Source organism: Spirosoma knui, from assembly GCF_054780635.1.
Genome location: NZ_BAAGVY010000004.1, coordinates 17158 through 37567, shown reverse-complemented (window position 1 = coordinate 37567; position 20410 = coordinate 17158). Strand labels below are relative to the sequence as shown.

General features: G+C 50.0%; 9 protein-coding genes. 5 read left to right on the top strand and 4 right to left on the bottom strand.

What is annotated here, in order from left to right; genetic code table 11:
- Positions 1-28 precede the first annotated feature (28 nt).
- The 3 genes from ACYVIY_RS10730 to ACYVIY_RS10720 all read right to left on the bottom strand — a co-directional run bounded on the left by ACYVIY_RS10730 (position 29) and on the right by ACYVIY_RS10720 (position 10673).
- Positions 29-2071: a beta strand repeat-containing protein gene (locus ACYVIY_RS10730; protein WP_460976339.1), complete on the bottom strand. Its 2043-nt coding sequence runs from the start codon at positions 2069-2071 to the stop codon at positions 29-31.
- 230 nt (positions 2072-2301) lie between these two features.
- Complete coding sequence (locus tag ACYVIY_RS10725) at positions 2302-6261, bottom strand: immunoglobulin domain-containing protein (RefSeq protein ID WP_460976338.1); 3960 nt, start codon at positions 6259-6261, stop codon at positions 2302-2304.
- Between the two features lie 599 nt (positions 6262-6860).
- Positions 6861-10673: a hypothetical protein gene (locus tag ACYVIY_RS10720; RefSeq protein WP_460976337.1), complete on the bottom strand. Its 3813-nt coding sequence runs from the start codon at positions 10671-10673 to the stop codon at positions 6861-6863.
- Positions 10674-11145: 472 nt separating this feature from the next.
- Between ACYVIY_RS10720 and ACYVIY_RS10715 the strand changes: the two genes are divergently transcribed.
- From ACYVIY_RS10715 to ACYVIY_RS10700, 4 genes are all read left to right on the top strand, one after another.
- Positions 11146-12171 (top strand): SMP-30/gluconolactonase/LRE family protein, encoded by a 1026-nt coding sequence (locus ACYVIY_RS10715; protein WP_460976336.1) that lies wholly within the window; start codon positions 11146-11148, stop codon positions 12169-12171.
- A gap of 143 nt (positions 12172-12314) precedes the next feature.
- On the top strand, positions 12315-14285 hold the full coding sequence (locus ACYVIY_RS10710) for a penicillin-binding transpeptidase domain-containing protein (protein WP_460976335.1): 1971 nt from the start codon (positions 12315-12317) through the stop codon (positions 14283-14285).
- 76 nt (positions 14286-14361) lie between these two features.
- Entirely contained in the window at positions 14362-15642 is a 1281-nt protein-coding gene (gene rodA / locus ACYVIY_RS10705; protein WP_460976334.1) for a rod shape-determining protein RodA, read from the top strand.
- Between the two features lie 278 nt (positions 15643-15920).
- Positions 15921-16634 (top strand): outer membrane beta-barrel protein, encoded by a 714-nt coding sequence (locus ACYVIY_RS10700; protein ID WP_460976333.1) that lies wholly within the window; start codon positions 15921-15923, stop codon positions 16632-16634.
- Between the two features lie 74 nt (positions 16635-16708).
- Here ACYVIY_RS10700 and ACYVIY_RS10695 read toward each other — a convergent pair whose 3' ends face one another.
- Positions 16709-17254 carry a hypothetical protein gene (locus ACYVIY_RS10695; RefSeq protein WP_460976332.1) on the bottom strand — a complete coding sequence of 182 codons (546 nt, stop codon included), beginning with the start codon at positions 17252-17254 and terminating at the stop codon, positions 16709-16711.
- 243 nt (positions 17255-17497) lie between these two features.
- Here ACYVIY_RS10695 and ACYVIY_RS10690 point away from each other — a divergent pair, with 243 nt between their 5' ends.
- Positions 17498-19987 carry an outer membrane beta-barrel protein gene (locus tag ACYVIY_RS10690; protein ID WP_460976331.1) on the top strand — a complete coding sequence of 830 codons (2490 nt, stop codon included), beginning with the start codon at positions 17498-17500 and terminating at the stop codon, positions 19985-19987.
- Positions 19988-20410: the final 423 nt, after the last annotated feature.

Here is a 20410-nt window from a genome sequence, read left to right as displayed (position 1 = left end):
ACTCCCGACTTTCCAATCAGTAACTTACTTAGTTGGCATTCTGTATCACCACTTGGGTATTGTTGTTGCCATTCTGGGTGTACGAGTACACCAGGTTAGACGACGAGTTGCCGTTCTGGATCAAGGTCAACCGGTTGTTGTAGCCGTTCTGCGAGGCAATGTCGTTGTTGCCACCTTGGCCCTTAACGATGTTGTTGTTACCGTTCTGGGTGATGTCAGCAAAGTTGTTGTTGCCTTGTTGGAGGAACCGCGTTACGTTGTTCGAACCGTTCTGGGTCAAGGTAATGAAGTTGTCGTTCGACGACTGGATATCCGTTGCCCGGCCTTGTTGGAGGAAGGCAATGTTGTTCGAGCCGTTGATCTGGTTAATGATGGCCTGGTTACCAAACGCACTCACCCCATCGGCGTTGGAGCCGGTGAACTGCAGGATGGTCGCCTGGTTACCGCTACCCGTCGAGCTTTGGTTGATCTCGGCCCGAGCTCGGATCGACCCCGAGGACTGGATGATCAACCCAAATGAACCGGAACCGGCTGATTGATTGATCGTACCGGTGTTAAAGCGGCCTTGCTGGGCAACGACTGCATTGTGACCTACGCCCCCTGACTGGGTGATGCTAGCGGTGTTGTCATTGGCTAGCTGACCGATGGTAAAGGCTTGGCCGCCAATGTCCGTGAGGGCAATCAGGTTACCAGCCGCATCGGCAATCTCGGTTTGACCCTGGCTGATGCGTGCGTTCAGATTATCACCAACCGTCTGGTTAATGGTCGCCGTATTGCGATTCGCCTGTAAGATCTGCCCTGTATTCGTGCTGGTGTAGCCCTGATCGATACGAGCGTTGCTATTGGTAACCGTAGTAGCCTGAGTAATAGTAGCCGTGTTGGATCGGCCATTACTCTCTCCATTTAAGCCAACATCTACCGAGTTTTGTAGGATGAAGGCAAAATTATTGGGCCCGCCCTGGGTAATCGTTGCTCGATCTCCGCTTGAGTAAGAACCAACACCAACGCCTTGATTAATGAAGGCTTGTGAAGCCTGACTAGTCGAGATCTGGGTAATGGTAGCTTGCCCTAAGTCACTCGCCCCGTTATAGCCCTGTTGAATAAAAGCCAGGCTACTCTTGCCGGCCTGGTTAACGCTGGCAGCACTTCCATTGTCTGAACCGGTGATGCCATAGGCTTGAGTGATGGTCGCTTGGTTCTCAATGTTAGATTGAGTAATGCTGGCAGCGCTCCCGATCGCTTCGCCCGACGCTACACCTTGACTGATATTAGCCGTGTTGTTGACCGCTGATTGGGTGATGCTGGCTAGAGCTCCATCCGCGCGTCCCACTGACCCGTCTTGCGTCGCTCCCTGGAGTATGGTAGCGTCTACATCACTGGCTAGTTGAGTGATCGTGGCAATGCTATTGACTGATTCGCCGACGGTCGAACCCAGACTGATGTCGCCAGCAGTGGTAGGTCCTTGGGTGATGGTAGCAAAGGCGTTTGTAACGGCAGTGCCTACTACGTTCTGGCCTGAGTAACCCTGAAAGATATACCCCCGGTTGTTGACTGAGCCGTTGCTTTGGCTGAGCGAGGCTTCATTGTCCGTGCCGTTCTGATAAATTTCCGAGCCGTTTCGACGGCTATTGTTGTCCTGAGTTAGCAAAGCGGTATTGGCATTACCTGCTTGTAGGATACCGGCAAAGTTGCCATCAGCGGCCGACGAGCCGATGGTGGCCGAACCCGATACACCACCCCCACTCAAGCCTAGTGAACCACCGGTCTGGCTGATGTTAGCTAGGTTGTCAGGCCCCCCAATCTGGCTGATACCCGCCCGGTTACCTTGCGAACCCCGGTTCTGAGTAATGTTTGCTTCGTTTGGACCGCTGTTGGTTGGCACCCCCTGAAAGGTGATGGCATAGTTGCCGTAGTTCTCTCCACCTTGCTGTTGCTGTCGAATGACACCAGTCTGGTTCTCACCATTGCGGACCTGCTCAGCGTACTGCTGCACGCCGTTCTGGAAAATCTGGGCGTAGGATGCGGCAGCAAAGGCCATCAACGCTGCGCTAGTAAGGATTACTTTTTTCATGAAAGTAAGTTAATTGACTAGGTAAACAAGAAAAGTAAAACGTTACTTAACCTTACTCAGTTAGAGCATTTCAAAGTAAATATTATGTTTCAAGAACACTGCCGACCTGATGCTTACTTAGTAGGTCGGCAGTGCTTCTGCAAGGTTACTCACACTTAAAGAGTTAAGCAACTTAAATTAATTATTAGTTAACAAGTAACCTCATAATTTATTCAGTGGCCTAACCTAAACTATGGTTTAATGAGCTTATGTTGTAGACTGTGCTGGGAGGTCTGGGCTTGCAGCAGATACAGACCCGCTGGCTGCTGACTCAGGTCCCACTCTACCAACTGCTCACCTTCGGCCTGTTGCCATTGCTGACTCCGCACCCTGCGGCCCTGGCTATCCCGCAGGTCAAGCTCCAACCGCTGTCCGGCGGCTCCTTTCACCACGGCCTTCAAACGTCCATCGACTAGGGGGTTGCCCAGCAGGGTTAGGCCTAAGCCTGCTTCTGCCACGGGTTCTACTGCTAGTTCTCGGGCCCGGCAACTAGCATCCACTGTTAGCCGGTAAGGGCCATAAATTTTCACTTGGCCTGAGCGATCAGTTACCTTCAGAAAGAAGTTTCCCTGGGTGTTGGTCTGGGCGTTGATCAGGGTTAAGCTGGATGTAGCGGTACCCCGGAAGAGTTGGGGCGTCTCCATGAGCTTAGGACTGGTCAGGCTGTTCTTGTACCACTCATACTTAACTGGATTGCCATCTACCAGGACGTTGATGACGGCTGTGCCACCCCGGCAGACGGTAGGGTTGTTGCCGCCCAGTACGGTTGTTGAGGCCGTACCTGAGCAGCCGTTAGTAGTAGCAGTAACCGAATAGACGCCAGGGGTGGTGACCGTAGCGTTCGGGCCGTTTCCCTGCTGGTTGGCCCCAGTGCTAAAGCTGTAGCTGGTGCCCCCTGTAGCTGTAAGGGCTACAGGGGTATTGGTGAACGAGAGCGGACCACTGTTGGTCAGGTTGACCGAAGGTAAAGCGCCGACAGTTAATGAGAAACCAGTAGACGTTAAGCTAGTACAGGTGCCTGTTACAGCGGCTCTATAGTTACCAGCGTCGCTCATTTGTACGTTCGTAATGGTTAATGTACCCGTCGTTGCTCCAGTCACATTGCCCCCATCTGTCAATAGCGTATTGTCTTTATACCATTGATACGAAGTGGCATCAGTGGCTGTAACACTAACGGTTACCGTACTACCTGCACAAGCCGATGAAGAAGCTACCGGACCCGTTAGAGTTGGGCTATTCTTTCCTGTTACCGTAACACTACTAACAGCTGTACAGCCAAAGTTATCTGTTGCCGTAACCGAAAATGTGGCAGGCCCGGTTACCGAAATTGTGCCTGAAGTGGCACTGGCGTTTGTCGGTGCTACTGAACTACCCGCTGAGGCCGTCCATGAAAAACTAAAAGGAGAAGCTCCATTGCTTACCTGGGCCGATAAATCAATGGGCTGGCCTACGCAAGCTGTCGTAGCACCGGCCAGTGCGGTTACTGTAAAGGATGCAGGCCCAACCCGGCGTTGAGGGATTGTATTATTGGACGTATTGTTATCCGAAACTGTGCCGCAGGCAGCTACGGAGTTACCCCGATCGAAATAATCATTAACGTCGTATGTGGGCAAATCTCCATCGCTCGGACTGGCTGGATTAGAGCGTGCGCGCTGACCAGCAATAGTTTGCTGTTCCTGAATACCCACGTCATTACCCGATACAGTGTTGCCAGTCACTACGTAGTTGATACCCTCCACGACAATACCAAAGCCATCACCGGTGCCGCCGTTGACAAAGCCCGAAACGGTGTTGTTACGTACCACAGCTCCTTTGGGTGTCTCCTGGTTGTTGATGCTGGAACCTGCCGCCCGACGTGTCACCGAAATACCGGCTACATCCCGGCTGGCAGGTACTACCGTAGCGCCCGAAATAATATTATTCTCAATGACTAAGCTGCCCGGCCCTGACGTTGCTCCGTTCCCAATAGAAGACTTGACCTCCATCCCATAACGACCATTGTTCGTGATGGTGTTACCTGATATCAGGTTAGCGCCCCCATCCGGCTTAGCCCCCAGCACAGATATACCCGCATCGCCATTACCGCTCACTGTGTTATTGGTGATTGTAACGCCACTTACAGTGCCATCGTTAATATCAATTCCCGTCAAGCCATTGTTCTGCACCAGGTTGTTAGAAACGGTAATATTCTGCTTAGCTTGATTAAAAATGATAAACCCGCGTCCCGCACCACCTACTCCATTGTAGCTGAGGGTAGAGTTGGTTACTGACACATTTGTAAGTGGTCCTGATAACTCTTGATAAATACCATGTCCAGCGTTACTAACTGAAACTACATCCGTTATTATCAAGTTATTGTTTACTTGGTTACGCTCACCATAGATACCGTTACCAACCGGGCTATTAGGCGCCCCCTTCTGTTTTTGAATTGTAAGGTTCTTGATAGTGACACCCGATACATTATTAGTTAAAGTAATTCCATTTCCAGCCTCTGAGATAGAACTACCATCAATGATGGTACCGGTTTTGCTAACCCCAGAGAGCGTTAGCGGCCTAGTAATAGTAGCCCGCTCATTGAACGTATACTCGGCCAGTTCAATTACGTCGTTGTCACTAGCCACGTCGATAGCTGCCTGAATCGTGCTATAATAGGTGTTTAATCTTACGTTTCGTACGGGCTGGAAATACGTAATCAATCCCACGTTATTGTCATCTTTTTTATCAAAAAGCCGGGCATCGAGCGTAGTTCGTTCCGAAGCGCTTAGCGCACTAGCCAGCTTCAAACCGGAACCTACATCGAACTTGTTGTTCGTGGCGTCCAAATTTGGCGTCCAATAGCCCATAGTCGTAGAAGGAATAGGGCTAGTAGGGTCGGCTGAGTAATCAGCGAAAGGCGAAGAAAATGTTGAACTCTGACCAATGCTATTGTCCAGCCGCAGAAAGATAGCGATGTTGTTATTGAAGGAGTTCTCGTTGCCTGCAGTCCCTATTGTATACGTACCAATATTAGATCCTTGCGTACGGTGATTAAAGAAAGCTATAGCTGTTCCACCCAGTGTTCCTGATCCATTGAACGTATTATTAATCAGGGTGGCCCCTATTGGAATCATCGAAGCATTAGGAAAACTCGCGCTATTGCTGGTAATCAACTTTGTGTTAAATGAAATGTGCCGAAAATCTGTAGAACCGCTCTTAGGAGTGAAGATGTTGCCCGAAAAAGTTACATTGTTAAAATTCTCAACGCTGACCGCCCACCGGTGATTCTGAAACGAATTGTTAGTAACTGCTACTATTTTGCTGGATGTAACTGAGTTATTTCGTAAACGAAGGAGCGCACTTGTTCCCAAAGGACCACTGGCAGGCTGAACGATAGAACCATCTAAAGTATTGCCCGAAACAGTGATTAGTCCTGCCCCCGAATTAAACTCAGCTATCTGAATACCTCCACCATTACAAATATTATTTTGAACACTTAAATCACCCTGATTTGCAAAGACTGAAATAATATCATGGTTGATGGACAGCAAAGTATTACTCAAGATAGTACCACCACATAAGTCCATATGAATGGCGGCTCGAAAAACGGGAATTCCACCATTTCCATTTACAGTGTTGTTCTGAACTAACACACCTGCAAAACCTGCTCCTACATTACTGTAGCCAGTAACCCCACCAATGGAAGGATTGATGGCAATGGCATTACGCCGAGTGTAAGATCCAGATGCTGTACCAATCGGAGTAATGGTATTCCCCGTCACAGTCAGATTTGCGCAGTTTCCACTCGTGTGAATAGCCGAATGTAGTTTACTCATGTCAACCGTGAAAGCTAAATTACTAATCGTCACATTGGGCGAAGTAATCTTAAATAAAGTACCCGTTGTTCCTGATGGCACATTTCCTGTGTAGGTAACCGTAGCGTTATTCTGCCCATCCAGTGTCAGTGATATAGGAATGGTAACCAGCTCATTAAACGGCCCAGAGAGCACAAGTCTGTCATTCGCAAGAGCTGCATTAACAGCTGCCTGAATAGTAGAATACGTAGCTGACGTTCGTTGATTCGTTACTGTCTGCGCAAAGCTTAGACTAAAAGTACTCAGCCACACCAAGCCGCTAAGCAGTAAGTAATGTGGTATTCGGAAAAAGTGTTTCATAATCAATAGAATATATATAGTTTGGGGATTGGTAATGCATAGTTGACGTCCTGACCTAACTGAAGAGACTTAGTCATCGAATAATCTATGTATGCGACGACACAGACACATAACCGCTGCATTCATACTGAAAAAACAGTATGATCTGGAAAGTCAGCAGAAGCAGATGAGGGTGACCTAGCGGCATTCAGATAGCCGCCAGAAAGGGAAGGGTAAGCAACATTCAAAGTAGAGTTTTTTAAGTGTGGATATAATTTTATTAAGCAAATGTAACAGGCAGAGACGTTAATCTTTAAGCTATACTTAGTAATTAGGATTTATTTTACTTAGGGGCATAAGTCGCTGATGATTAATTATTTATTGAATTTTGTGTGTCTATAGCATACACAAAATAGCAGTAGAATTATACCTATTTAATGAAGGGTTAACTACGTATTCATTATTGACAATTTTTCGTAGCATTAATATCATTATGGAAACATAATTTTCAGGGCATTCATTAGAAGTGAGGTTAATAATAAATACCCCTCTACTAACAGCTCCTGCTTCAGGAGGCTTGTCAATGGAGGGGTATATGCAATGTTCGTCTACGTATATACCTATGGTTTGACGACCTTATGTTGTAGACTGTGCCGGGAGGTCTGGGCTTGCAGCAGATACAGACCCGCTGGCTGCTGACTCAGGTCCCACTCCACCACCTGCTCCCCTTCGGCCTGAGCCCACTGCTGACTCCGCACGGGGCGCCCCTGACTGTCTCGCAGATCAAGCTGCAAGCGTTGTCCGGCGGCTCCCTTCACCACTGCTTTTAAATGTCCATCGACTACGGGATTACCCAGTAGGGTCAGACCTAATCCTGCTTCGGCTAGGGTTTCCACAGCCAGTTCTCGAGCCCGGCAGCTGCCGTCTACTGTCAGCCGGTAAGGACCATAGATGGTGATGGTACCCGATCGCTCAGTCACCTTCAGATAGAAGTTTCCCTGGGTGTTGGTCTGGGCGTTGATCAAGGTCAGGCTGGAGGTAGCTGTACCTTTGAACAACTGAGGTGTCTCCATGATCTTAGGAGTAGTCAGGCTGTTTTTATACCACTCATACTTGACTGGATCACCGCTTACAGCCACACTAATGACGGCCGTGCCACCCCGGCAGACGGTGGGGTTGTTACCTCCGGTAACGGTGGTGGAGGCAGTGCCTGAGCAGCCGTTGAGAGTAGCGGTAACAGAGTAGATGCCGGGGGTAGTGACCGTAGCGATCGGGCCATTGCCCTGCTGGTTAGCCCCAGTGCTGAAGCTGTAGCTAGTGCCGCCGGTAGCCGTGAGAGTCACAGGAGTATTGGTGAACGAGAGCGGACCACTGTTCATGAGAGTAGGAGAAAGTACAGGCTTAATCTCCACGCTCTGCTCGGTGAAGCCTGAGCAGCCGTTGGTGGTGACGGTGTAGCGGACCGTGTGAGTACCCACGCTCAGACTGGCGGGCGTAAAGCTGGTCGCCGTCTGACCATCAACGGTGAAGACTCCGCCCTCGGTGGGCGTGCCCGTTAGGGTGACGCCCTGGGCATCCTTGCAGTAGGCACTGGCCAGGCCGGTGATGGCGGGAGTAGGCACAGCTTTGATTTCCACGCTTTGCTCGGTGAAGCCTGAGCAGCCGTTGGTGGTGACGGTGTAGCGGACCGTGTGAGTACCCACGCTCAGACTGGCGGGCGTAAAGCTGGTCGCCGTCTGACCATCGATGGTGAACACACCGCCTTCCGAAGGGGTACCCGTTAAGGTGACTGCCTGAGCATCCTTACAATAGGCATTGGCTAGGCCAGCGGTGATAGTCGGAGTAGGTAGTGCCTTGATCTCGACCGTCTGCCGGGCGGTGGCCGAACAACCGTTAGTCGTCACCCGGTAACGGACTGTATGGTTACCCACACTTAAACTGACAGGGCTAAACAGCGTAGCCGTCTCTCCGTCAATAGTGAACACCCCGCCTTCGGTGGGCGTGCCCGTCAGGGTGACTGCCTGGGCATCCTTACAGTAAGCACTGGCGAGGTCAGTGATGGCGGGAGTAGGCATAGCTTTGATCTCCACCAACTGCTCGGCAAAGCCCGTACAGCCACTGTTGTTGGTGACGGTGTAGCGCACGGTGTGATTGCCCACGCTTAAGCTGGCGGGGTCAAGCTGGGTGGCTGTCTGGCCATCGATGGTGAAGGTTCCTCCAGTCGGTACCCCTGTCAGGCTAACGGGTTGGGCATCCTGGCAGTATGCAGCGGCCAGCCTCCTGATCTCAGGAGTAGGCAGGTCCTTAATCTCGACCGTCTGCCGGGCGGTGGCCGAACAGCCGTTGGTCGTCACTCGGTAGCGCACGGTGTGGTTACCCACACTTAAGCTGGTGGGACTGAACAGCGTAGCCGTCTCTCCGTCAATAGTGAACACCCCGCCTTCTGAAGGGGTACCAGTCAGGGTTATCGCTTGGGCATCTTGGCAGTAAGCACTGGCCAGCCCCGTGATCTCTGGGGTGGGCACAGCCTTGATCTCCACCACCTGCTCGGCAAAACCTGTACAGCCACTGTTGTTAGTGACGGTGTAGCGCACGGTGTGATTGCCCACGCTTAAGCTGGCGGGGTCAAGCTGGGTGGCTGTCTGGCCATCGATGGTGAAGGTTCCTCCAGTCGGTACCCCTGTCAGGCTAACGGGTTGGGCATCCTGGCAGTATGCAGCGGCCAGCCTCCTGATCTCTGGGGTGGGCAGGACCTTGATCTCTACGCTCTTCTCAGTGTAAGCTGAACAGCCGTTAGTGGTGACGGTGTAACGGACCGTATGGTTGCCCACGCTTAAGCTGGCGGGCGTAAAGCTGGTCGCTGTCTGACCATCAACGGTGAAGACTCCGCCCTCCGAAGGGGTACCCGTCAGGATGACCGCCTGAGCATCCTTACAGTAGGTACTGGCCAAGCCGGTGATGGCGGGAGTGGGCACAGCTTTAATTTCTACGCTCTGCTCGGTGAAGCCTGAACAGCCGTTAGTGGTCACCGTGTAGCGGACTGTGTGAGCACCCACGCTTAAACTGGTGGGGCTAAAGCTGGTCGCTGTTTGGCCATCGATGGTGAAGACTCCGCCCTCAGCGGGCGTACCCGTCAGGGTTACGGCTTGAGCATCCTGGCAGTAGGCTGAGGCCAGGCCGGTGATAGCGGGGGTCGGCAGGGCGTTAACCGTGACTCCTACGGTGCCTGAAGCTGACCCAGCGGTCGTCGCTACAGTCAACGTGAACGTCTGCAACCCTGAGCCGCTAGCGGTCAAACTTTGATTAAAGTTAGCATCTTGCGAACTGCTGATGGTTTGACTCGTGCCTGCTGCGTTAGTAAGTGTATAATTATACGTACCAGTTGTATTGCCCACAGTGGCGGTAAAGGTAATAGACTGACCAGCGCAAATCGGATTCGGGCTGGCAGAGAGGCCACTTAGAGTAGGTGCTGATACCAAAGGCGGAAACCTTTGGACGCGCCAATTATTCTGATCGGCCACGTATACGTTACCTCCTCCATCTACAAATACTGCTCTTGGAAACGATAGCTGATTGGCTGCACTGCCACTCCCATTCCCCCCGGCTACAATAGTACCGCTAGTAGCTGAAGTTGGGTTCGGGCCAAACTTCAGGACTCGGTGATTATCCATGTCGGCTACATAGAGGTAGCCCGATCCGTCTACATACACACCAGTTGGTTGAGCTAGTCGATTGAGTGCGTTGCCACTGCTGTTAGTGGCCCCTGCTACAGTACTACCGCTGGTGGCCGAAGTTGAGTTGGGACCGAACTTTTGAATGCGATGGTTTGCTTGATCAGCCACATAGAGGTTGCCCCCTCCTACATATATTCCCGTTGGAGTAGTTAACTGATTTGCATTTGTACCATAGCCATTCCCCCCAGCTACAGTGGTACCGTTAGTAGCTGAAGTTGAGTTAGGAGGAAACTTCTGAATGCGCCGATTATCTGTATCCGCCACGTATATGTTACCTGAACCATCTACATACACGGCACTCGGGCGAGCTAGCCGATTGGCTGCATTGCCACTCCCATTCCCCCCGGCTACAGTAGTACCGTTAGTAGCTGAAGTTGAGTTAGGAGGAAACTTTTGGATGCGATGATTATTCATTTCCGCCACATAGAGGTAGCCCGATCCGTCTACGTACACGCCCGCAGGCTGAGATAACCGATTAGCTGTACTACCTGGCTGAAATGTGGCTCCTGCTACGGTAGAACCGCTAGTAGCCGAAGTAGAGTTAGGAGGAAACTTTTGAACACGGCTAACATAAATATCGGCTACATATAGGTTTCTTTCTCCATCTACATATACTCCGAAGGCAGTATTTAGTTGATTGGCTGCACCACCAGATCCATTTCCGCCCGCCACCGTTACCCCGTTGGGAGCTTGAGCCATTACATTTATTGATATTCCCATGCATAGCAACCACACAAGGGCTGACTGCCAATGTTTAGAGACAGCCCATAGACTGTCAAGCAGAGTTGAATACGAACCTGATCCCGCCGTTAAATTGAAATCCGACAAATATCGGTCAGAATCATCGTCAGCTATGAGCTGACGACGTAGCAAAGAAAATGGTGCGGAGTAAACGTTTGAATTCATAGAAACAAAAGTTAACGATTGAAACTAAATTGAAGAACAGGTAACAATGAATTAAGTAAATTTTAATAGGTGCTGTAGTTTATAATTATAGTAACCGATTAATAAACAAATAATTAAGACATATGAGTTGAAGCGCAATGTAGGTATAAATAGCTAGGGATTATATGATGTTGCCAAAGTACTTTTATAAATTTTCGCCGAAATTTTTATGGTTTCCTAAGGGTGTTCTATCTTTAGAATACCCGTACATTCTTCTACCAAATCCATGCTTCGTATTCTTCTTACAGTAGGTTGGCTGCTTTATGTTTCCAGCCCGGTTCAGGCTCAGTCTACGCCATATCCAACTATCGGCCAGGTTGTACGGCTTGACCCCCGGCTTGATCAACTTATCCCTAAAGACGCCAAAATTGAGGTACTGGCCAGCGGGTTCGTTTGGTCGGAAGGGCCGATATGGGTTAAGGATGGTCGATACCTGCTGTTTTCGGATGTACCGCAGAATACCATCTATAAATGGACCGAGAAAGAAGGCGTTACGCCTTTTTTAAAACCCTCGGGCTATACCGGTTTGGGTGCTTACGGAGGGGAGCCGGGTTCCAACGGTCTGACCCTCGACCGGCAGGGGCGGCTCATCGCCTGCGAACACGGTGACCGGCGGGTGTCAGCGATGCCTTTAGACGGTAGTGGAGGCAAACGGACCCTGGCCGATCGCTATAACGGCAAGCGCTTCAACAGCCCCAATGACGTAGTGGCTCATTCTGATGGCAGTTTTTTCTTCACCGATCCACCCTACGGGATGCAGAAAGGCGAAAATGATACCAACCGCGAGGTGGAAGCTTACGGCGTGTACCGGATTGCGCCTGAACGGGAGGGCAGACCCGGACAGGTGTCGCTGGTCGTCGGTGATCTGACCCGCCCGAACGGCGTAGCGCTCTCTCCTGACGAACAGACACTGTACGTAGCGCAGTCGGACCCTAAACGGCCCGTCGTGATGGCGTATTCGTTAAAAGCTGACGGATCGGTAGGAGCGGGCCGAGTCGTATTTGGAGCCGACGGGTTGAAGAAGCAGGGGCTCGAAGGAGGCTTCGATGGCATGAAAGTAGACCGGTCTGGCAACTTGTGGGTGACGGGGCCAGGTGGGGTATTGGTATTATCAGCTGCGGGTGAGTTTCTGGGCCATATTAAAACTGGGGTTGCCACGGCGAACTGCGCCTGGGGTGATGATGGATCTACGCTTTATATCACCGCTGACATGTATCTGTGCCGGATCAAAACAACGGCAAAAGGTTGGTGAAAGCCAATCAATAATAGGTATTATACAATGCGCAATAGCGTCTGAATTGACCGATTTATTATTCATCGTGCATTGTTCATTATCCAGCACTAATGCTCTAACTTTGTAGAGAGTACGTAGCTTGCTTATAAGAATTAGGTCGCATGTTGGAGAATCGGAAGTATGTTATTATCGGTGTTTTTTGCCTGGTCGGGTTAGCCTATCTGGCTCGGCTTTTTTATCTACAGGTGCTGGATGATACGTACTCATTAGGGGCTTCTAAAAACTCGATCAAACGGGTCGTCGAGATACCGTATCGCGGTCAGATCTACGACCGGAACAACAAATTAATCGTTTACAATACGCCCGTTTACGATTTATACGTAACGCCCAAACAGGTGCGTATTCCGGATACAACCGCATTTTGCAATATGATGCAGATCACTCGCACCGAGTTCGACAGCATCATGGGGCTGGCTAAAAACTATTCTCCTCTTAAACCATCATTGTTTCTGCGGCAGCTCTCTAAGGAAGAGTTTGCCAGGATTCAGGATGCTTTAGTCGACTACCGGGGGTTTGAGCCGGTGATCAGTTCCATGCGTACGTATCCGGCCCATACAATGGCAAATGCACTGGGATACGTCAGTGAAATCAGCAAAAAACAACTCGAAGAGCAGGAAAATCCGTATTACCGGCAGGGCGATTACATCGGGCACAATGGCCTGGAAGAACAGTACGAAGAGCAGTTGCGCGGTAGGCGAGGGGTTAAATTCATGATGCAGAACGTGCGGGGGGTCAACAAAGGCTCCTGGAAAAATGGGGCCTATGATACGGCGGCTGTAGCCGGGCAGAACCTGATCACGGGCATCGACGTAGAGGTGCAGCGGTATGCCGATAGTCTGATGATGAATAAGGTTGGCGCCGTAGTCGCTGTGGAACCAGCAACGGGTGAAATCCTGGTGTCGGTGTCGGCACCCACGTATGACCCAAACCAGCTATCGAGTCGCTTCTTCTCCAAGAACTACCGGGAACTGGTCAAGAATCCCTATAAGCCGCTCATTAACCGGCCGATTATGGCGAGCTACCGCCCCGGTTCAACGTTCAAACTGATTCAGGCGCTGATTGCCCAGCAACAGGGGTCGCTGTTTCCGAATACGGTATATGGTCATGGCGGGTCGCCTATGCGTTGCCACTGCCGCGGGGGAAACAACCTGCGGGGAGCGGTGCAGTATTCATGCAATCCCTACTTCTACAACGTATTTCGCAAATTCATTTACCATAACGGCATTCCCAATACGTTCCGGGCGTCGGCTGTTGGCTTGCAGCAGTGGCACGACATGGTCGAAAAGTTTGGCATTGGTCAGAAGCTTGGTGTTGATCTGCCGAGTGAATTAAAGGGAAACTTGCCAACGGTGAGCTATTACGACAAAATCTATAAAGGTGAACTGCGCTGGAAATTCTCTAACGTCTATTCGCTGAGTATCGGCGAAGGCGAATTACTGATCAGTCCGCTTAAACTGGTGAATCTGGCGGCTACCATTGCCAACCGGGGCTGGTACATTCCGCCCCACTACATCAAAGGCTTCGGTAAGCCCGGCGTTGGCCTGCCAGCCGAATACCGCGAACGTCATGATACGGGTATTGACTACAAATATTATCTGCCCATCATCGACGGGATGCGGGGAGCGGTGGCCAATGGTACCGTAACGGCTCTGGCGAATATTCCGGGGATTGACCTATGCGGTAAAACTGGTACGTCGCAGAACGCCAAATTTGGTCATAAGTTTGACCACTCGATCTTTATTGGTTTCGCGCCGATGAATAACCCTAAAATTGCCGTGGCCGTGTTTGTCGAAAACGCAGGCTGGGGCGGGGTAGCTGCGGCATCAGTAGCCGCTCTGGTGGCCGAACGCTACCTGAAGCGGAAAACGGAGGCCAAGAAACTGGAAGAAAAAGTGCTGGCGTCGAACTATATGCCACCAATCAGTCAGCTAACAAAACCTAAACCGGCCCCGGCTCCTAAAAAAGATTCGACCCGCAAACCCGCTGCACCGAAGCCGGAAGCCGCCAAACCGCTGATGACGGTAACGAAGCCGAGATCTGTTTCAACAATGTCGAGTGTAAGCGGAAATTAAGGCAGTCAAATTTGCTGATTTCGTATGGTTAGATAAATCCAGGAAATCAGCAAGCCAAAATTATTAATGCAAATCAGTGTCTCACAATAACGATCCTTTCTCGCAAAACATCGACTGGCTAGCGCTGGTGCTTTACTTGGGCTGCGTAACTATGGGCTGGCTCAACGTCTATGCCGCCGTGTACAGTCCCGAAGATCATACCAGTTTGTTTGATCTTTCTTCCAATGCTGGTAAACAGATGATGTGGATTGGTACAACGGTAATTCTAATCATCTGCATTCTGGTTATAAATCATAAGTTTTTCGACTCGTTTGCCTACGTCTTCTACGCGTTTATGATCCTGATGCTCTTATTGGTGCTGGTAGCCGGGAGCAATATAAATGGGTCACGGTCGTGGTTCAAGTTTGGGTCGTTTTCTATACAACCGGCCGAGTTCGCTAAAGTGGCAACTGCGCTGGCCCTGGCTAAGTACCTGGATAACCCCGGTATTAACCTGTCGAAGCAAAAAGACCTGATGTATATCGCGGGCATCATTGTGCTGCCGTGTATTTTGATTCTGGCTTCTAACGAAACCGGTTCTACACTCGTGTTTGCTTCCTTCGTGATCATGCTCTACCGCGAGGGCCTGCCCGGCTGGATTCCCGGCCTGGGAATAACGATGGCGGCTTTGTTCGTGCTGGCTCTGGTATTTGCTAAGATTTACATTTTCGCCGGTATCGTTGTCTTGCTGCTGATCATTATTTTACTGATGCCACGTTACAACCGCAGCCGCAGCAATATCATAGCAATGGGTTTGGTGGGCGTAGGTATGATGGTGTTCGTAACCGGTGTCGACTTTTTTGTGAACAACGTACTCCAGAAACACCAGCGCAACCGGATCAAAGTTCTCGTCGATCCGACCATTGATCCGCTCGGTGTAGGCTGGAACGTAACGCAGGCGAAAATTGCCATCGGGTCGGGGCGATTGGAAGGAAAAGGGTTTTTGGAAGGCACCCAGACCAAGTTCGATTTCGTACCGGAACAAAGTACAGATTTTATTTTCTGCACAATCGGCGAGGAACACGGCTTTATTGGCAGCGCTCTGGTCATTGCCTTATTTATCGGGTTGTTGTCGCGCATTGTAATTCTGGCCGAAAAGCAACGTAGCAAGTTTGCGCGTGTGTACGGCTATTGCGTGGCTGGTATCATCTTCTTCCACGTCATGGTGAACATCGGTATGACCATTGGTCTAATGCCCGTTATTGGCATCCCGTTGCCGTTCTTCAGTTACGGCGGTTCGTCGCTATGGTCGTTCTCCATCTTGTTGTTTATCTTCCTGAAGCTGGATTCCCGGCGTACGGCCCTCATGCGCAGATAGGCAGAGAAACAATAACCTGAGTTGTGGACGAAGAACTACGTGTTCACAAGCCGTTGACACATAGGTATTTGTTTATTACTCACATCGAATAGTAATACATCATCAGCCCTCAAGAATGAGGGCTTTTTTTGTGGCTTCAAAAAATCTTCGGGAATTTTTTAGGTCTCGTGCAACCTCCGCGACTTGTTCATTCATCTACTGGTCAAATAGCGCAACAAAGACTAATTCGAACAGAAAGACAACGCCAGTTTCATAACCATTAAAATTCGACTACAGCCATGAACGCCTTCAAACACATCATCGCCACAGCCCTTTTTGCTACGTCAACCGCTTCGTTTGCTCAAACCACCGTTGTAACGGTCACCACTGACTCGACCTCAACTACTACGCACAAGCGCTGGAGAGCCGCCGAACGCGTAACCAGCGATTTCAGCATTTACATTGGCGTCAATAACTTTAGTGGATCGCTTCCCGCGGGTTATGAGCTTCGACCCATAGGATCACGGTTCATCGCGCTGGGATGGCAGAAACGAATTCCGCTTATCGCAAAAGGCCCAACGAAGCTTCGCTTGGTAGCCGGTCCCGAAATCGCCTGGAACAATTTCATGTTTGAGGGAAACAACACCCTCGTGAAACGTAACGACCAGCTTATCGTTGAGCCGGTTACGACTGAACTGCACAAATCTAAACTGGTAACAACCCAGCTTAACTTACCGGTGATGTTGAGCCTGCGGTTCAAGTCAGGATTAACGTTTGCTGCTGGTGGATACGTCGGTACGCGCCTGGACAGCTATACGAAAGTGAAACCCGTTGGAGGATCATCCGTACGGACGCACGGCTCGTTTAACCTGAATCCGGTTCGCTGGGGATTAACGAGTGAAATCGGCTTCCGCAATGAATTGAAGCTGTTTGGCCGCTACGAGCCGAACAGCCCTTTCAAAACCGGACAAGGTCCAGACGCCAGCGTTTGGGTAGTAGGCTTAAAACTGTAAAGTGTCCCGTCTATGAAGATTAACAACCGACTGACTGCCGAATGCGCTTTTATATTGACAGTCGTATTCGGCAGTCAGTCGGTGCCCTGAAATCTGGGTTCGGTTAACGTAAGGCTGCCTTCGAAGTGCTCAGCCTGTCTGTAGACCGGAAAACCAAGCAGCCGCCACTCAAACACTCCGCTGGTCGAATAGGCGATACGGTCTTTCGATTGAATCGTAGCTGTCGTGTATATCGGAAGCCAGTAAACCCCGGCCACGAAACCGTTTAACCCGACACTGCTGCTAACGTGAACCGAGTCAGACTGTCCTTTGGGCGACATAATAACGGACTGGATTAATGAGAAAGTAGGCAGATCAATCAGCTTTGCGTTTCCGGACCGGTACCCGTTTATTGACGTGTTCGGCAGGCGAACGGTTTGTTGAAACAGGTTCTTAGTCTCCTGATTAGCGGTCGGCTTATTTGAAGATTGGCACATGGAGACTGTTAGCAGAAAAAGTATACCACTGGGCAGATAGCCATATCGATTCGTGAACACAACGAAGTTTCGGTACGAACTATAAAAAAGACCGATTACTAAGGCGATGTTGAGCAAGGACCAGCCTATATGGAGAAACGCCATACTTTTGCGGTTGTCATGACGAAGACAAAGTAGTTAAAAAAGTTGCTACGCTATGCAACGTCCGGCTCCGTTCGCTTGTCTTTTGTCGGAAACTGCCCCTCCGATACACCCATCAACTCTTTAAATCCGCTTATCCCGCCGTTCAGACCGCTTGTGTAAGAACAGGTACTTTGTGATACATACTACCTACCTTTGCCATGTACTTGATGACGAGCACAAGCGACTTTGTAAAAAGTAATCCATATGAAAACGACCTTCTCTTTACTAGTAATCACGCTGATAACGCTGACAACAGCGTTCGGGCAGGCTTTAACGCGGGGGACAGTAAACGGTCAGGTAGGAACAACTGCCGGTAAACCCCTTGAATTTACGACTATGATGCTCCTGAAAGCCAAAGACTCTACGTTGGTAAAAGGAGCGATCAGCGATCCCGATGGTAAATATGCATTCGAGAACGTAGGCGCTGGAGAGTATCTGGTAGCTGCCCAACAGATTGGATATCGCAAAACGTATAGCGCTCCGTTCGCCGTCGACGAAACACATCCGGCCGTTGAATTGCCCGCATTGGCAATGACCGATGAGACGAAAAATCTGACTGAGGTTAAAGTTGTTGCGCAGAAGCCTTTCATCGAACAGCAGGTTGACCGCACGGTCGTAAACGTTGAAAATAGCATTGTCGCTAGTGGCAACACCGCGCTTGAAGTACTGGAAAAAGCGCCTGGCGTAACCATTGATCGCCAGAACGATCAAATCCAGCTGAAAGGAAAGTCGGGCGTAATTGTCTACATCGACGGCAAGCAAACGTACCTGTCTCAGCAGGAAGTGTCGAATCTGCTCAAAAATACGCCTAGTGATAACATCGCGTCAATCGAGATCATCACGAATCCGGGTTCTAAATACGATGCGGCCGGTAACTCGGGAATCATCAATATCAAGATGAAGAAGAACAAGAACTTCGGCACCAACGGTATGTTTATCGTCGGTACTGGCTACGGCTGGGCAAATAACATAAACGGTGCCCGCGAAGATCTGCCGAAGTTCAATACGTCGCTGAATCTGAACCACCGCGACGGCAAGGTTAACCTGTTCGGTAACTATAGCTACACAAACCGGCAAAGCTTTAACTCAAACGAAATCAACCGCGAGATTCCGTACAACGGCCGCGTAACGTATTTCGACCAGTTGTCAGCCCGCCCGAGTCAATTTGTCGGCCATTCGTACAAAGCCGGGTTAGATTACTTCCTGAGCAAAAAGAGCACAATTGGCGTACTGGTCAACGGATTTTCCAACGACTGGCAGTCGGGTGGGGTCAACAATACCATGATTCGCAATGAAAACCGCCAACTGACTAGCATGCCGTCGACCAGGACCGATGCGCAGCGGTTCCTGTCGAACGTAACGGGCAACGTGAATTATAAATATGAATTCGATGGAAAAGGCCGTGAACTGACCGTCGATGCAGATTATGTACACTATGGGGGGGAAAACAACAACAACCTGAGTACGGTATACTACGGCCCTGCCACCAGTGAAATAGTCCGCCCGAATCAGGATGTACGGAATATGATGCCATCGACAATCGATATTATGGCGTTCAAAACGGATTACGTACACCCGATGAAAAACGGTAGTAAACTGGAAGCTGGCTTGAAAAGCAGCTTCGTGAAGGCCGATAACAACACCATATACGATACGTTGCAGCAGGAAACCCGCCAGTGGTTATTTGATGCGAGTCGATCTAATCAGTTCAAATACGAAGAAAACATCAGTGCGGCTTATCTGAACTACGCGGGTAAACTAGGTCGTAAACTGAAAGTACAGGCGGGTTTACGGGCCGAACACACCCACTCGATCGGAACTTCCGTTACGTTGAATCAACAGGTTGATCGGAACTACCTGAACCTGTTTCCAACACTGTTCTTATCGAGGCAACTCGACACCAACAATGTCCTGAATTTCTCGTATAGCCGCCGTATCGACCGGCCAGACTACCAGAATCTGAACCCGTTTGTGTTCTACCTCGATCCGTATACGTACCAGAAGGGTAACCCGTTCCTGCGGCCTCAGTACACGAATTCGGTTGAACTGACGCACGTTTATAAAGGCGCATTCACGACGACGCTGGGCTTTAGCCGCACGAGCGATTTCATTAACCAGGAAACGCCCCGCCAGATTGCCGCCGAAAACATTACGTATGTTACGCCCGAAAACCTGGGAAATCTGGATAACGTAAACCTGAACGTGAGCTTCCCTGTAACCATTGCAAAATGGTGGCGGATGCAGAATAATTTCAGCGTATACTACACACACTACAAGACGTATTATTCAGGAACGCCGTATGAAGTCAAGCTGGCAGCTTACAACCTCTACACCTCGCAGAACTTCACACTGAGCAAATCGGTGACCGCCGAAGTATCGGGTTGGTATAACTCGGCCTCACAGTACGGCTTCTACCGGGCGCAGCCAATGGGCGCTTTCAGCCTCGGCATACAGAAGAAAGTGATGGACGGCAAAGGAAGTCTGAAACTGAACGTAAGTGACCCATTCTGGCTCAACCAGTTCAGAGGACGGGCCGTAGTTCAGGACATTAACTTCCGGGTTGCGTCACGTTGGGAAAGTCGCCGGGCCATGCTCACCTTCAGCTATCGGTTTGGCAATCAGAACGTAAAAAGCGCTCGTCAACGAAATTCAGCTACTTCCGCCGAACAGGAACGGGTGAAAGCAGGAAATTAAAGATTAGTTTAGGTTAAGAAAACGTGAAAGCCAGTCCCACCTTGAGGGCTGGCTTTTTTGTTGCTCCACTATCAGGAATTTATACGATTAGTACGCTGAGTTGGTTATATAATATACAACTCAGAATCATAACTATTAGAAATATTCATAACCAAATCACTGATGGTTGGCAGAACCGGATTGAGCTTATCTTAGCGAGTTTCCGCTGATGACTGTTCACTAACTCATCCGAATATCTTTAGGGCAGGCTACCGTTAATTGCTTGACCAAGTCGGCCTAAATCCTAACCTGGTTATAACTCCTTCACTTATAAAATTTCAGCCAAACTAGTATGGTGCTGATATAGGGTATCAGCATAAGACAGTGTCATCTAAATTCAACTGTGTTTACTATCTGGTCAACCCTTTACCAGATTATTTGTTA